Source organism: Stenotrophomonas sp. STEN240 (assembly GCF_056756175.1).
In genome coordinates, this window is the sequence record NZ_JBRRBO010000002.1 from 1 (window position 1) to 14,355 (window position 14,355).

At 63.5% G+C, this 14,355-nt stretch carries 13 protein-coding genes; all 13 read left to right on the top strand.

All coding sequences use genetic code 11. The features are described from left to right. Positions 1 to 274 precede the first annotated feature (274 nt). The 13 genes from ACVOKO_RS01130 (at position 275) to ACVOKO_RS01190 (ending at position 14,313) form a co-directional block, all read left to right on the top strand. Positions 275 to 1,462, top strand: a complete 1,188-nt coding sequence (locus ACVOKO_RS01130) for a flagellin (protein ID WP_346496467.1) — start codon at positions 275 to 277, stop codon at positions 1,460 to 1,462. Positions 1,463 to 1,692: 230 nt separating this feature from the next. Beyond that, on the top strand, positions 1,693 to 3,048 hold the full coding sequence (gene fliD, locus ACVOKO_RS01135; RefSeq protein ID WP_346496469.1) for a flagellar filament capping protein FliD: 1,356 nt from the start codon (positions 1,693 to 1,695) through the stop codon (positions 3,046 to 3,048). A 101-nt stretch (positions 3,049 to 3,149) separates the two neighbouring features. Continuing rightward, the gene (gene fliS / locus ACVOKO_RS01140) at positions 3,150 to 3,572 is read left to right on the top strand and encodes a flagellar export chaperone FliS (RefSeq protein WP_346496471.1); all 423 of its coding nucleotides are present in this window, start codon (positions 3,150 to 3,152) and stop codon (positions 3,570 to 3,572) included. After that, positions 3,572 to 3,883, top strand: a complete 312-nt coding sequence (locus ACVOKO_RS01145; RefSeq protein ID WP_346496473.1) for a hypothetical protein — start codon at positions 3,572 to 3,574, stop codon at positions 3,881 to 3,883. Before fliS ends, ACVOKO_RS01145 begins: the two co-directional genes overlap by 1 nt. Then, complete coding sequence (locus ACVOKO_RS01150) at positions 3,880 to 4,452, top strand: PilZ domain-containing protein (RefSeq protein WP_346496475.1); 573 nt, start codon at positions 3,880 to 3,882, stop codon at positions 4,450 to 4,452. Before ACVOKO_RS01145 ends, ACVOKO_RS01150 begins: the two co-directional genes overlap by 4 nt. A 78-nt stretch (positions 4,453 to 4,530) precedes the next feature. Next, complete coding sequence (locus ACVOKO_RS01155) at positions 4,531 to 5,163, top strand: response regulator (protein WP_346496752.1); 633 nt, start codon at positions 4,531 to 4,533, stop codon at positions 5,161 to 5,163. Positions 5,164 to 5,424: 261 nt separating this feature from the next. Then, positions 5,425 to 6,834 carry an RNA polymerase factor sigma-54 gene (gene rpoN, locus ACVOKO_RS01160; protein WP_346496477.1) on the top strand — a complete coding sequence of 470 codons (1,410 nt, stop codon included), beginning with the start codon at positions 5,425 to 5,427 and terminating at the stop codon, positions 6,832 to 6,834. 14 nt (positions 6,835 to 6,848) lie between these two features. Further along, positions 6,849 to 7,229, top strand: a complete 381-nt coding sequence (locus ACVOKO_RS01165) for a response regulator (RefSeq protein ID WP_346496479.1) — start codon at positions 6,849 to 6,851, stop codon at positions 7,227 to 7,229. After that, positions 7,222 to 8,709, top strand: coding sequence for a sigma-54 dependent transcriptional regulator (locus ACVOKO_RS01170; RefSeq protein WP_346496481.1), 1,488 nt, complete (start codon positions 7,222 to 7,224; stop codon positions 8,707 to 8,709). Before ACVOKO_RS01165 ends, ACVOKO_RS01170 begins: the two co-directional genes overlap by 8 nt. 165 nt (positions 8,710 to 8,874) lie before the next feature. Continuing rightward, the gene (gene rfbF / locus ACVOKO_RS01175) at positions 8,875 to 9,645 is read left to right on the top strand and encodes a glucose-1-phosphate cytidylyltransferase (RefSeq protein WP_346496482.1); all 771 of its coding nucleotides are present in this window, start codon (positions 8,875 to 8,877) and stop codon (positions 9,643 to 9,645) included. After that, complete coding sequence (rfbG, locus tag ACVOKO_RS01180; protein WP_346496483.1) at positions 9,642 to 10,700, top strand: CDP-glucose 4,6-dehydratase; 1,059 nt, start codon at positions 9,642 to 9,644, stop codon at positions 10,698 to 10,700. The genes rfbF and rfbG overlap by 4 nt, the downstream gene beginning before the upstream one ends. Next, on the top strand, positions 10,697 to 12,049 hold the full coding sequence (gene rfbH, locus ACVOKO_RS01185) for a lipopolysaccharide biosynthesis protein RfbH (protein ID WP_346496485.1): 1,353 nt from the start codon (positions 10,697 to 10,699) through the stop codon (positions 12,047 to 12,049). The genes rfbG and rfbH overlap by 4 nt, the downstream gene beginning before the upstream one ends. Continuing rightward, a complete protein-coding gene (locus tag ACVOKO_RS01190; protein WP_346496487.1) occupies positions 12,046 to 14,313 on the top strand; it encodes an N-acetylneuraminate synthase family protein in 2,268 nt (755 codons plus the stop codon). Before rfbH ends, ACVOKO_RS01190 begins: the two co-directional genes overlap by 4 nt. Positions 14,314 to 14,355: the final 42 nt, after the last annotated feature.

Consider the following 14,355-nt stretch of genomic DNA (forward strand, 5'->3'; position numbering starts at 1 on the left):
CGCCGCTATGTTGAGTTGGGTTTTGCTTTTTTTGGGGGGGGGTTAACACCCCCCTGCTTCGGGGCGGCCCCCGCTCCCACATGCTTGTCCAAGGCCCGCTCGCCGTTGGACAGCGATTTTTGTCAATCCGAACCTACAGCAGCCCTAAAGCGCGGGAGGGTGCTGCCGTTATTGATATCAGCAGCGGTACTGCGGCCCCAACGGCACCTCCCACTGCACTCAGTACCGGTCAGGTTGAGCTGCCGGATCAAACGACAAAAAGGAATCCGAAACCATGGCACAAGTAATCAACACCAACATCATGTCGCTCAATGCTCAGCGCAACCTGAACACGAGCGGCAGCAGCCTGGCCACCTCGATCCAGCGCCTGTCGTCGGGCCTGCGCATCAACAGCGCCAAGGACGACGCCGCCGGTCTGGCCATCTCCGAGCGCTTCACCACCCAGATCCGCGGCCTGGACGTTGCTACCCGCAACGCCAACGACGGCATCTCGCTGGCCCAGACCGCGGAAGGCGCGATGGTCGAAATCGGCAACAACCTGCAGCGTATCCGCGAGCTGGCTGTGCAGTCCTCGAACGCCACCAACTCCTCGACCGACCGCGAAGCGCTGAACTCGGAAGTCAACCAGCTGCTGAAGGAAATCGACCGCGTCTCCAACCAGACCAGCTTCAACGGCACCAAGTTGCTGGACGGCAGCTTCTCCGGCGCGCTGTTCCAGGTTGGCGCTGACTCGGGCCAGACCATCGGCATCAACAGCATTGTCGACTCCAACATCGACGCGCTGGGCCGTGCAGGCTTCGCCGCGACCTCGACCTCGACCGCAGCACTGGCCTCGGGCGCTGCCACCGCAGCCGGCTCCATCGGCGGCATGAGCGTCAACGGCATCGCCATCGAAACCGTCAAGGTTGCTGTCGGCGACACGGGTGCAGACGTCAGCAAGAAGGTTGCTGCCGCGATCAATGAGAAGATGGACCAGTCGGGCGTGTATGCATCGCTGGACAGCACCGGCAAGCTGAGCATGACCTCGGTCAAGGCCGGCAAGGACTTCACCTTCACCGATGCAACGCAGACCGCTGCCACCGGCCTGGCCTATTCGGGCACCGGCATCGCCGCAGGCACCGTCGCCGCCAATGCTGGCGCCGGCACCAAGTTCCTGAAGGACCTGGACATCTCCAGCGTCGCCGGTTCGCAGCAGGCCCTGGAAATCGTTGACAAGGCACTGACCTCCGTCAACAGCTCGCGTGCCGACATGGGTGCGATCCAGAACCGCTTCAGCTCCACCATCTCCAACCTGTCGACCACCTCGGAAAACCTGTCCGCCTCGCGTAGCCGCATCCGTGACGCTGACTACGCCAAGGAAACCGCCGAGCTGACCCGCAACCAGATCCTGCAGCAGGCCGGTACCGCCATGCTCTCGCAGGCCAACAGCTCCACCCAGAACGTGATGAGCCTGCTGCGCTAATCACACTGCGGCGCCGGTGGATCGGCGCTACCAGTGACGTTTCCGGAACCCCCGCCAGCTGGCGGGGGTTTCGCGTTTGCAGCGGGCGCGGCCCAGGCGACGCCGATCAAGGCACGCCGCTTGCATGGTGTGCACGGCAACCGTCGCCGTCTGCCTAAAGTTGCTGGGCAGGCGTGCCGATACAAGGGATAGCTGCACAGGCGTCCTTCCGCCTAGAACAAGGAAACACAATGGCCACCTCCTCTCTCGCTGCTGTCGGCTCCGGCCTCGACATCCCGACCATCGTTGCCAAGCTGGTCGCTGCCGAGCGCAAGCCGGCTGACAACCGGATCAATTCGCAGGGCACCGCGGCCACGGCCAAGCTGTCTGCGCTGGGCAACATCAAGAGCTCGTTGAGTGGCCTGCAATCCTCGTTGGAGGCGATGGTCAAGAGCGCGGACATCCGTTCCTACAAGGCCACGGTGCCAGAGGGTTCGGGTTTCAGCACCAGCATCATCACCGATGCCAGCTCCGGCAAAACCCTGGCAACCGCAGGCACTTACAACGTCGAAGTGCTGAGCCTGGCGACCACCCAGAAGCTCAGTTCCGGCGCGTTCGCCGCCGATGCGTCAGTAGGCGACGGAACCTTGACGGTAGCCTGGGGCGACAAGACGCTGGATGTCGATATCGCCGAAGGCTCGACGCTGACCGAAATCGCCGCAGCCATCAACAAGGCGGCCAACGGCAAAGGCGTCAACGCCACCATCATCACCGCCAGCGACGGCCAGCATCTGGTAATGAATGCCGTCAACGCCGGCACCGAAGGTGCACTGAAGGTAACCACCAGCGGCGGCAACGGCGGCCTGTCCGCACTGACCTGGGACGGCGCTGCAGGTGGCATGGCACAGACTACGGCGGCCACCAACGCCAAGGTCCGGGTTGACGGCTTCGAACGCGAGTCCAGCAGCAATTCGATCACCGACATCATTCCCGGTATCACCCTCAACCTTAGCAAGGCCGAGGTAGGTACCACCCGCACGCTGACCGTGGCCCAGGACAACTCGCCGCTGAAGATCAACCTGCAGGCATTCATCAGTGCCTACAACGCGACCAACAGCATGCTGAAAAGTGCCACCAGCTATGACGCCAAGAATGACAGGGCGTCCACGCTGACCGGCGACTCGATGATCCGCGGCCTGCAGCAGCAGATGCGCAGCCAGCTCAGTGCCAACGTCGTCGATCTGAAGGCGCTTGGTGTTGCGATCAACAAGGACGGCTCGCTCAGCTTCAGCGCTACCACCTTCGACAAGACCGTCGCCGAAAATCCCGGCGCAGCCGAAGCCCTGCTGGGCAGCAAAGGAAACCTGTCCAGTGGCATGACCAGCATGCTCAAGAGCAACCTGGACAGCACCGGCACCCTGACCCAGCGCACCGATTCGCTCAACAAGCAGATCAAGAAGCTCGAGAAGGACCTGGATGCGCTGGATGCGCGCATGGAAAAGGTTTCCGAGCGCTACACCAAACAGTTCACGGCGATGGACAAGCTGGTCGCGGGGATGCAGAGCACCAGCAACTACCTCAGCCAGCAGTTGGCCTCCAAATCCTGACAACCGCGCCCTGCGGGCGCAGCGACACTCATCCACCAACCACCACCTGCCGCTGCGACGAGCCACTCGCGTAAGGGCTGAATCAAAGGAGTCCCATCCACATGTACGGTGCCAACCGCCACTATGCCGAGCAGTACCGCAAGGTCGGCGTTTCCAGCCGTGCCATCGATGCGGACCCCCATCGTCTGGTTGCGCTGCTGCTTGAAGGCGCCGGCGAGCGCATCCGGCGTGCCGAAGCCTGTCTGGCTAGCGGCGACCAGGCCTTGAAGGGCAAGGCCATCGGCGAGGCCTGCGCCATCATTGGCCACCTCAACGGTTCGCTGGACCATGAGGCCGGTGGTGATGTGGCCGGTAATCTGTCGGCGCTATACGAATATGTACTGCACCGCCTGACCGAGGGTAACCTCAACAACGACGTCAATGCCCTGCAGGAGTCCTTGTCGCTGATGACCGAGATCGAATCCGCCTGGAACGCCATCCCCGCCGAGCAACGCGGCATGCCAAACGCCGCCGGGGCACGGTGATGTCCACTGCCGCCAGCCAGGCCCTGGATGCCCTGCACGCAGATCTGGATGCCTTGAAGAACGCCATCGACGCCGAAGATCACGATCGCGCCGAACAGATTGTTGCCGCGCATGATCAGCGCCTGCGCGGCTATATCCAGGACAACGGCGCAGCGGGTGCGGCAGACGCTCTGCAGCACCTGCTGGAACAACAGCACAGCCTGACCGGGCGGATGCGCGAACTGCGCGACGAGGCGGCCGCACACCTGCGCGCCGAACGTCAGTCCACCCGCGTGGCCAGTGCCTATCTACAGGCTGGAAGCCTGGCATGAACAGCACCGGCATCGACCACCCCGCAGAAGCCGAGCTGTTCGACGACACGCTCAGTTGCGAGTTGTCGCTGCCGGTGGAATTCCAGGCCGGCGCTACGCTGCAGCGCCCGGGCAGTACCGAGATGCTCCTGCGCAGCATCGCGCTGGTCGAAGACGCACGCAATGCGGATGACGGCAGCGACGAGCGCAACGACAACAGCCTGCAACTGCAGCGACTGGAAGCACGGCTGGATCTCACCCTGGTCCTTCTTGGGCGCCTGCTGCAACGCGACGCACCTGCTGCAACGGCTGCAGCGCTGCGCTGGTCACGGCATGGTCTGCGCCTGCAGCGTGAGCAGCTTGCCGGTTACGCGGCAGGAACCAAGGGTGTGGTCCGTTTGCAGCCGGCCGAGTGGCTGCCTGACCTGATCGAGCTGCCCGTCGTGGTGCTGGCCGAAGCAACCACCGCCGCTGGCCCGCAGTTGTGGCTCCGCCTGGACGCCCAGAACGAGGCCTTGCTGGCTGCCGTTGAGCGCCACCTGTTCCGCCTGCACCGCAAGCAGATCGCCGATAGTCGCCGTAACCGGTGAGCAGATTGCATGGTGCTGCGCTGGCGCCTGCGCCCCCGCTCCGCTAAGGTGCAGCCTTCTGATATGACCCGGTCTCCCGTGCGCGTTCTTATTGTCGACGACCACACCTTGGTTCGTGCTGGGCTTACCCGGCTGCTGCAGACATTTGACGGAATCCAAGTGGTGGCCGAAGCCAGCAATGCCGAACAGGCATTGGAAATGGCGCTTTTTCATGTGCCAGACCTGATTTTGCTTGATCTCTCCCTGCCCGGCCGTTCCGGCCTGGAGGCACTGACGGACATCCGCCAGCGCTTGCCGCATGCGCGTGCGGTGATGATGTCCATGCACGATGACGCCGCCCATGTGCGAGATGCACTTGATCGTGGTGCGGTTGGCTTTCTGGTCAAGGATGCGGCTCCGGCGGAACTGGAACTGGCCCTGCGCGCCGCGCATGCCGGGCAGGTTTTCCTGAGCCCGCAGATCTCGGCAAAGATGCTGGCGCCGTTGATGAACAAGGAGCGCGCTACCGGCATCGGCGCTCTGTCGCCGCGACAGAAGCAGATCCTGCGGCGTCTGGGCACCGGCCAGACCACCAAGGAAATCGCCGCGGACCTGGGCATCAGCATCAAGACCGTGGAAACCCATCGGGCGCGGATGATGGAATCCCTGGGCTGCCGCCGCGCCAATGACCTGCTTCTGATGGCCGTACGCCACGAAAACGAGCTCGGTTGATGTCAGTAGTCCGGACAAAGTGAATCTGCGTCACGGAAACCGAAACCCGTCACCTGACTTGACGGATGCAGTGAAATCAACAAGTTGCATCACAGCACCGGCATTGGCGCGCCAATTTACCGACGCAATGTAGGGGTTACACCTACATGAGGTAGGGGGGATTACGACAGCTATCAGGTCGACACCTATTACCGTCCCGACATGAAGCACGCAAGATGCGTTCCACAACGCGGCCATCAACCGGGCGCAACGGGAACCTGCATGAAAGCTTCACTGTCTACCCAGCTGGGACAACAACTCCACCTCACCCCTGCCCTGCTGCAGTCGATTCGCCTGCTGCAGCTCAATGGCATGCAGTTGGAGCTGGAAGTACGTCAGGCGCTGGAGAACAACCCGTTGCTGGAACTGCAGGAGCTGGCTGAAGAAGCGCCAGCGGCCGTTGCCGCTGATGACGCTCAGGCCGACACCGCTGCATTCGACGAACTTCCCGAAAGCAACCTGTGGGATGTCCCCGGCGCCAGTTGGAATGCCGCCGACGAGGACCGCATGGCCCGCGTGGCCGCCGGCGAGTCCACCGATCCGCAGCTGCGCGTCCTCAACGCACTGGCGCTGGAACTGGACGAGGCCGATCTGGCCGTCGCCGCTTTCTGGTTGGAACACTGCGACGAGGCAGGTTACCTGCAGGCTCCGCTGGCGCAGCTGACCCAGCTGGCCAGTGCCCGCCTTGATCGGACGGGCGCAGATATCGAAGCCATCCGCCAGCGCCTGTTGCAGGGCGAGCCTGCCGGCATGGCTGCCGTGAACCTGCATGAGTGCCTGCTGGCACAGCTCACTGCCCTGCCCGGCCGGGTGCCCGCACGCCACCTGGCCTGCCGCCTGCTCGATGCCGACATGCAACTGCTGGCAAACCATGACTATGCGGCGCTGGCGCTGGCCCTGGACGCGGAAGTCGCCGATATACACGAAGCCTTCCGCCTGATTCTGTCGCTGCAGCCACGGCCGGGCGAAACCCTGCTGCCGCAGCAGGAAGCCAGCGTCATCCCCGACGTGGTGGCCTGGCACGCCGACGGCCAGTGGCGGGTAGCGCTGAACCCGGCAACCACCCCGCGCCTGGCGATCAACAGCAGTTATGAGCGGGTTGTCGCCGACAGCAGTGGTGAGTCGGCCCAGCCGCTGCGCGAAATGCTGCAGGAAGCACGCTGGCTGACCCGTGGCCTGTCGATGCGCTACGACACCCTGCTGCGCACCGCGCGGGTCATCGTCGAGCGCCAGGCCGCGTTTCTGGTCAATGGCGATGAATGCATGGCGCCATTGACCCTGAAGGAAGTCGCCGACCTGATCGGCATGCACGAATCCACGGTCTCGCGGATCACCTCGGGCAAGTACCTGCAGACCCCGCGCGGCACCTTTGAATTGAAGCACTTCTTCGCCGTTCGCCTGGAAGGCGCCAGTGTCTCCGGCCAGGCCGTCAAGGCAATGGTCAAGCGCCTGATCGACGCCGAACCGCCCGCCCGCCCGCTCGCCGACGAGGCCATTGCCGGCCTGCTGTCACGTCAGGGAGTGAACATTGCACGCCGGACCGTCGCAAAATACCGCGAACAGCTTGATATCGCCCCGGCACGCGAACGTCGCCGCCAGAGCAGCAAGCCCCAGCTGGCCCGTGTGGGCTGAGACCAAGGATTCCCATGAACAAGCTCACCGTAGTGCTGGTCGACGACCATGAAGGTTTCATCAACGCCGCCATGCGCCATTTCCGCAAGATCGACTGGCTGGAAGTGGTCGGCAGTGCCGCCAACGGCCTGGAAGCGATCGAGCGTTCCGAAGCCCTGCGTCCGCAGGTGGTGCTGATGGATCTGGCCATGCCGGAAATGGGCGGCCTGCAGGCGACGCGCCTGATCAAGACCCAGGACCAGCCCCCCTACATCGTCATCGCCAGCCATTTTGATGACGCCGAGCATCGCGAACACGCGTTGCGCGCCGGTGCTGACAACTTTGTCAGCAAGCTGTCTTACATCCAGGAAGTCATGCCCATCCTGGAAAGTCTCAAGGTGCAGGAAAATGAGTGAGTCACGCATTCTGGTGATCGACGCCGACGGTGTGCGCGCCGAGCGCACGCTGGCGCTGTTGGAGTTCATGGACTTCAACCCGCGCTGGGTCAGCGACGCACAGGACATCGACGTCAGCCGCCACCGCAGCAACGACTGGATGGCGGTGGTGGTCGGCGCACTTGAAGATGCCGACCGCGCTGCCGGTTTCTTCACCTGGCTGGCAAGTACGTCTTTGCCGCCGCCGATCCTGCTGGCCGAAGGCGACCCGCTGGCGTTCTCACGCCACTATGGCCTGCACGAAGCCAATGTATGGCCGCTGGAACAGCCGATGCGCCATGCGCAGATGGAAGCCCTGCTGCGGCGCGCCAGCCTGAAGCGGCTCGATGCCGAGCACCAGGCAGGCAATACCGATGACAGCGGCCCGACCGGGCACAGCCCGGCAGTACGCGAGCTGCGCCAACTGATCGACCAGGTCTCCAATTTCGACACCACCGTGCTGGTGCTGGGCGAATCCGGCACGGGCAAGGAAGTGGTCTCGCGCGCCATCCATCAGCGTTCGCCGCGCCGCGACGGCCCGTTCATTGCCATCAACTGCGGCGCGATCCCGGCCGACCTGCTGGAAAGCGAACTGTTTGGCCATGAGAAAGGCGCCTTCACCGGTGCGCTGAGCGCCCGCAAGGGCCGTTTCGAAATGGCCGAAGGTGGCACCCTGCTGCTCGATGAAATCGGCGACATGAGCCTGCCGATGCAGGTCAAGCTGCTGCGCGTGCTGCAGGAACGCAGCTTCGAGCGCGTTGGCGGCAACCAGACCATCCGCTGCAATGTGCGGGTCATCGCCGCCACCCATCGCAACCTGGAATCGAGCATCACCGACGGCAAGTTCCGCGAGGACCTGTTCTATCGTCTCAACGTGTTCCCGATCGACGTGCCGGCGTTGCGCGAGCGCGCCAGTGATCTTCCCGAGCTGGTCGAAACCATCGCTGCCCAGCTTTCGCGTACCGGCCGTGGCGAAGTCCGTTTCGCGCCCGAAGCACTGCAGGCACTGGCCGGCTATGCCTGGCCCGGCAATGTGCGCGAACTGACCAATCTGGTCGAGCGCCTGGCCGTACTGCATCCGGGCGGCACCGTGCGCCTGCAGGACCTGCCCAGCCGTTACCGCGGCGACAAGGCCATCCTGGCGGCTGCCCGTGCCGAGGACGAACGTCCGATGCTGTTTGGAAAGCAGCCCGCCGCGATGGAAACCTCCGCAAACCCGGTTGCAGGCCTGATCAACCAGATCGCCGCGCCGGATAGCACCAGTCAGCTGCCCAATGAAGGCATGGATCTGCGCGATCACATGGCCAACATCGAGCTGACCCTGATCAACGAAGCACTGGAGCGCACCCAGGGCGTGGTCGCCCATGCCGCCCAGCTGCTTGGCCTGCGCCGCACCACGCTGGTTGAAAAGCTACGCAAGTACGGCATCGAGCGCGATTCGGTCGAGACCGCCAGCCAGTAACAACCTGTGGCCGGCGATGCTTTCGCCGGCAAATGATCACGCCGGGGCAGTTACCCCACGCTTGCGTGCACGCACTGAAGTTGCCGCCCCGCTGCGGCACGAAACTTGCAGCTTCAGTCACATCGTTCGCTGCCCCGACTGCACATGAAGCCCGCCGTTACTGGAATGAAAGCCGTCATCCTGGCCGGAGGCCTGGGAACCCGCATCAGCGAGGAGTCCCACCTGCGCCCCAAGCCGATGATCGAAATCGGCGGCAAGCCGATCATCTGGCACATCATGAAGCTCTACACGCATTTCGGTATCACCGACTTCGTCGTGTGCCTGGGCTACAAGGGCTATGTGATCAAGGAGTATTTCGCAAACTACTTCCTGCACATGTCCGACGTCACCTTCGACATGGCCGAAAACCGCATGCAGATCCACAACCGCAACGCCGAGCCGTGGCGGGTGACGCTGGTGGATACCGGTGACAGCACTTCCACCGGTGGCCGCCTGAAACGTGCGCGCGATTATCTGGGCAGCGACACGTTCTGCCTGACCTACGGCGACGGCGTGGCCGACATCGACATTTCCAGTCTGGTCGACTTCCACCGCCAGCACGGCCGCCTGGCCACGGTAACGGCGGTGCAGCCGCCGGGCCGGTTTGGCGCGCTGGATATCACCGGCACGCAGGTATGTGGCTTCAAGGAGAAACCATTGGGCGATGGCGCCTGGATCAACGGTGGCTTCTTCGTGCTGGAGCCGGGCGTGTTCGATTACATCGAAGGCGATGCGACTACCTGGGAGCAGGAGCCGATGCGTCAACTGGCCGACGAAGGTCAGCTGATGTCCTTCCTCCATCACGGCTTCTGGCAGCCGATGGACACCCTGCGTGACAAGACCCTGCTCGAGGAACGTTGGTCGCTGGGCAAGGCGGAGTGGAAACTGTGGCAGTGACTTCGGATTTCTGGCGCGGGCGTCGGGTCTTCATCACCGGCCACACCGGCTTCAAGGGCACTTGGCTGGCGCTGTGGCTGCGCCAGCTGGGCGCTGATGTTCATGGCTACGCCCTGCCCGCACCTGCGGGTGATTCGATGTGGCAGGCGACCGGGCTGGCTGCGCTGATCGACACTGAACTGGCCGACATCCGCGACGCCGAGCGTTTGACTGCCGCAATGGCGCGGCAGCAACCCGAGCTGGTGCTGCATCTGGCCGCGCAACCCTTGGTACGGGAGTCGTACCGGACGCCCGCAGACACCTGGTCGACCAATGTCACCGGCACCCTCAACCTGCTGCAGGCGGTGCGCCAATGTGACAGCGTTCGCGCCGTGCTCGTGGTCACCACCGACAAGTGCTATGACAACCGCGAATGGGTCTGGCCTTACCGCGAACAGGACGCGCTGGGCGGTCACGATCCCTATAGCAGCAGCAAGGCAGCCGTTGAGCTGTTGTGCGCCTCCTGGCGTGCCTCGTTCCTGCAGACGCAGGGCTTGGCCCTGGCCACCGCACGCGCCGGCAATGTGATCGGCGGCGGCGACTGGTCACCGGAGCGGCTGCTGCCCGACATCCTGCGCCAATGGCAACAGGATCAGCCCGTCACCCTGCGCTACCCCGGCGCCACCCGCCCCTGGCAACACGTGCTCGAATCCCTGCACGGGTACCTGCTGCTGGCAAAGGCGCTGTTGAACGGCCAACAAGGCGCGGATTCCGCCTGGAATTTCGGCCCGGATGCTGCCGATGTCGCCAGTGTCGGTGCCGTCGTCGCGCAGTTGGCGCAGCTGTGGCCGGGCAAGCCGCAGTGGCAGATCGACGCCACGCCGCAACCGCACGAAGCCGGCTTGCTGTCCCTGGATTCGGCCAAGGCACGGCACTTGCTTGCATGGAAACCACGATGGTCGCTGCCACAGGCACTGGCACAAACCGTGCGCTGGCACCAGGCATGGCTGGCCGGCGAAGACATGCAGCGTCACACCCTCACCCAGATCGAAGATTTCCAGAACAGCACGCGATGAACCACGACGAACTCCAGCTGCGCCATCAGATAGCCGAACTGGTCGGGCAATACGCCGACCGTCATCTCGCCACGCCTGCCTTTGTCCCCGGCAGCAGCACGGTGGCGCCGTCCGGCAAGGTCATCGGCGCCACCGAGTTGAAATCGATGATGGAGGCGGTGCTGGATGGCTGGCTGACCACCGGACGTTTCAACGATGCCTTCGAGAAGAAGCTGTCGCGTTACCTCGGCATCCGCAACGTACTCACCACCAACTCGGGTTCTTCCGCCAACCTGCTGGCGTTCTCGGCGTTGACCTCGCCCCGCCTTGGCGAACGCGCCATCGGCAAGGGCGATGAGGTGATCGGCGTCGCCGCCGGTTTCCCGACCACCGTCAATCCAATTCTGCAATGCGGTGCGGTGCCGGTATTCGTCGATGTCGAGCTGGGCACCTACAACGTAAACGCCGCGCTGATCGAAGCGGCGATCACCCCGCGTACCCGCGCCATCATGCTCGCGCACACGCTGGGCAACCCGTTCAACCTGGCCGTCGTGCGCGAGCTGTGCGACCGTTACGGGCTGTGGCTGATCGAGGATTGCTGCGATGCGTTGGGTTCAACCTATAACGGCAAGCTGGTGGGCAGCTTCGGCGATATCGGCACGCTGAGCTTCTATCCGGCCCATCACATCACCATGGGCGAAGGCGGTGCGGTATTCACCGGTTCGCCGCGCCTGAAGCGCATCATCGAATCCTTCCGCGACTGGGGCCGCGACTGCTATTGCGGGCCCGGCACCGACAATACCTGTGGCCAGCGCTTCGACTGGCAACTGGGCGGTCTGCCTGAAGGCTACGACCACAAGTACACCTATTCGCACCTGGGCTACAACCTGAAGATCACCGACATGCAGGCCGCCTGTGCACTGGCACAGATGGACCGCCTGGAAGGCTTCATTGCTGCCCGCAAGCGCAACTTTGCCTGGCTGCACCAGCGCCTTTCCGGCAGCACCGAACAGTTGATTCTTCCGCATGCAACGCCCGGCAGCGACCCCTCTTGGTTCGGCTTCCCGATCACCCTGCGTGATGGCAGCGGCGTGCTGCGCGAAGACCTGTTGCGCCACCTGGACAGCCACAAGATCGGCACCCGCCTGCTGTTTGCCGGCAACCTGACCCGCCAGCCCTATATGCAGGGCCAGAACTACCGGGTCAGCGGTGAGCTGCCGGTAACCGACAAGGTCATGAAAGACACCTTCTGGATCGGCCTGTGGCCGGGCCTGAGTGAAGACCAACTGGAATACGCAGCCGCTTGCATCGAAGACGGACTGCGGACCGCGCGCACGCGCCCACGAGCTGCCGTCGGAGCCGACGCATGAACCAACTTGCGCAGAAACTGAGCCTCTTACCCGACAGCAGCATCCTCGATGCGATCAAGCTGCACGAGGCTGACGCATTGAAGACCGTGTTCGTCATCGACGGGCAACAACGCGTGCTTGGCGTCGTTACCGATGGCGATATCCGCCGCTACCTGCTCAACGGCGGGCAGACCAGCCAAGCCGTCACCGCCTGCATGAACCAGGCCTTCCATTCCGTCAGTGATGATGCCGACCGCGATGCGCTGGCCGATGCCTTCAACCTCGGCTATGGCGCGATACCGGTGCTGGATCGCCTTGGACGGCTGCTCAGTGTCCATACCCGACGCTCGAGCACCATTGAGCTGAATGGCTTCGCGCTCGGCGGCGAGCGGGTGTTCGTCATCGCCGAGATCGGCAACAACCACAACGGCTCCGTAGAACTGGCCAAGCGCCTGATCGATGCATCCATCGCTGCCGGCGTCGATGCGGTCAAGTTCCAGCTGCGCGACCGGCAAGCACTGTACCGTCGTCAGGCGGATGGATCGCGCGCGGAAGACCTGGGTGTCGAGTATCTGCAGGATCTGCTGGACAAGGTCGAACTGAGCCTGGACGAGCACCGGCAGCTGCGCGCTTACTGCCGCCAGAAGAACATCACCTACCTCTGTACCCCGTGGGACGAGCCCAGCGTGGATGCGCTGGCCAGCTTCGACGTGGCGGCGGTGAAGATCGCATCAGCCGATCTCTGCAACCCGTATCTGATTGCCAAAGCTGCAAGCCTGGGCAAGCCGCTGATTCTCTCCACCGGCATGTCACACGAACACGAGATCATCCGCACCATCAAGCAACTGCGCGAGCTCAGGGCGCCTTTCGCCTTGCTCCATTGCAACAGCGCCTACCCGGCCCCGGAATCCGACATCCAGCTTGGCTACATGGGGCGTCTGAAGCAGTTGCACGGACTGGTCGGTTACTCCGGTCACGAGCGCGGTACCGCGATTACCTTGGGGGCCGTCGCACTCGGGGCAAAACTGGTCGAACGCCACATCACCCTGGATCGCGCCATGGAGGGTCCGGATCACCTGGCCAGCCTGGAGCCGAACGAGTTCGGCCAACTGGTCGAAGGCATCCGCCAATTGGAAGCCGCATTGCCCTGGCAACGACCGGGACGGCGCCTTTCCCAGGGCGAACTACTCAACAGGGAAAATCTCGGCAAAAGCGTGATCACTACTCGGCCCGTGCGTGCCGGTACAGTGTTTGCAGCCGACATGCTGCGTGTCGCCAGTCCCGGCCAGGGCTTGGCCCCGTATCGGTTGCACGAGCTGATCGGCAAGACCGCAATGCGCGACATCGCCGAAGCGGGCTTCCTGTACGAAAGCGACCTGGATGCGCCGCGCAGTGAAGAGCGCCTGGCGTTCTCACTTCCCATCGCCTGGGGTGTGCCGGTGCGTTACCACGATTTCCTCGACTACCGGCGCCGCATCGAACCCGATCTTTTTGAATTCCATCTTTCCTATCGCGACCTGGGCCTGAAACCGCAGCGGTTCCTCGATGAAGTCGCATGCCGCCGCTTGGTGGTCCACGCACCGGAGCTGTTCGAGAACAGCGAACTGCTGGATCTGGTTGCCGACGACCCTGGCTGTCGCCGCCGCTCTATCGACAATCTGCAGCGGGTGGTGGACGCTACGTTGCAGATTGCCGAGTTCTTTCCGCATGCAAAGGAACGCTTGATCATCGGCAATGTCGGCGGTTTCTCGGCCGATGCGCCGCGCCCACGACATACACGCGCCGCCCTGTACGAACGCTTCCATGACTCCTGCGCGCGCATAGACTTTGCTGGTACCGAGCTGATCCCGCAGAACATGCCACCGTTCCCCTGGCACTTCGGCGGCCAGCGTCACCAGAACATCTTCATGATGCCCGACGAGCTGGCTGCACAAGCGCACGAACATGGTCTGCGCCTGTGCCTGGATCTCTCGCACCTGCAGATGACCTGCTTCCACTTCAATCTGGATTTCCAGCAGGCACTGGAGCAACTGTTGCCCTACTCCGCCCACCTGCATGTCGCCGATGCCAAGGGAGCCAATGGTGAAGGCGTCCTGATGGGTACCGGCGACATCGATTGGCCACGCGCCTGGCAAACAATCACTCGTCATCCACATGCCAGCTTCATTCCCGAGGTGTGGCAGGGCCACAAGGACCATGGGGCCGGCTTCTGGGCGGCGCTGAAGTTCCTTTCCCACCTCCCTGCAACGCGACCGGCACGCCAATTGCTTGCATCGTGTGCGTGAGCTGCAGCAAACGCTGCAAGCCTTTCTCGCGTACCGGCATCA

Coding starts and splice junctions, on each gene's coding strand:
- ACVOKO_RS01145 (WP_346496473.1), top strand. CDS start 3,572: ATGTCCACTGCCGCCAGCCAGGCCCTGGATGCCCTGCACGCAGATCTG.
- fliD (WP_346496469.1), top strand. CDS start 1,693: ATGGCCACCTCCTCTCTCGCTGCTGTCGGCTCCGGCCTCGACATCCCG.
- ACVOKO_RS01150 (WP_346496475.1), top strand. CDS start 3,880: ATGAACAGCACCGGCATCGACCACCCCGCAGAAGCCGAGCTGTTCGAC.
- fliS (WP_346496471.1), top strand. CDS start 3,150: ATGTACGGTGCCAACCGCCACTATGCCGAGCAGTACCGCAAGGTCGGC.
- ACVOKO_RS01170 (WP_346496481.1), top strand. CDS start 7,222: ATGAGTGAGTCACGCATTCTGGTGATCGACGCCGACGGTGTGCGCGCC.
- ACVOKO_RS01130 (WP_346496467.1), top strand. CDS start 275: ATGGCACAAGTAATCAACACCAACATCATGTCGCTCAATGCTCAGCGC.
- ACVOKO_RS01190 (WP_346496487.1), top strand. CDS start 12,046: ATGAACCAACTTGCGCAGAAACTGAGCCTCTTACCCGACAGCAGCATC.
- ACVOKO_RS01165 (WP_346496479.1), top strand. CDS start 6,849: ATGAACAAGCTCACCGTAGTGCTGGTCGACGACCATGAAGGTTTCATC.
- rfbF (WP_346496482.1), top strand. CDS start 8,875: ATGAAAGCCGTCATCCTGGCCGGAGGCCTGGGAACCCGCATCAGCGAG.
- rfbH (WP_346496485.1), top strand. CDS start 10,697: ATGAACCACGACGAACTCCAGCTGCGCCATCAGATAGCCGAACTGGTC.
- rpoN (WP_346496477.1), top strand. CDS start 5,425: ATGAAAGCTTCACTGTCTACCCAGCTGGGACAACAACTCCACCTCACC.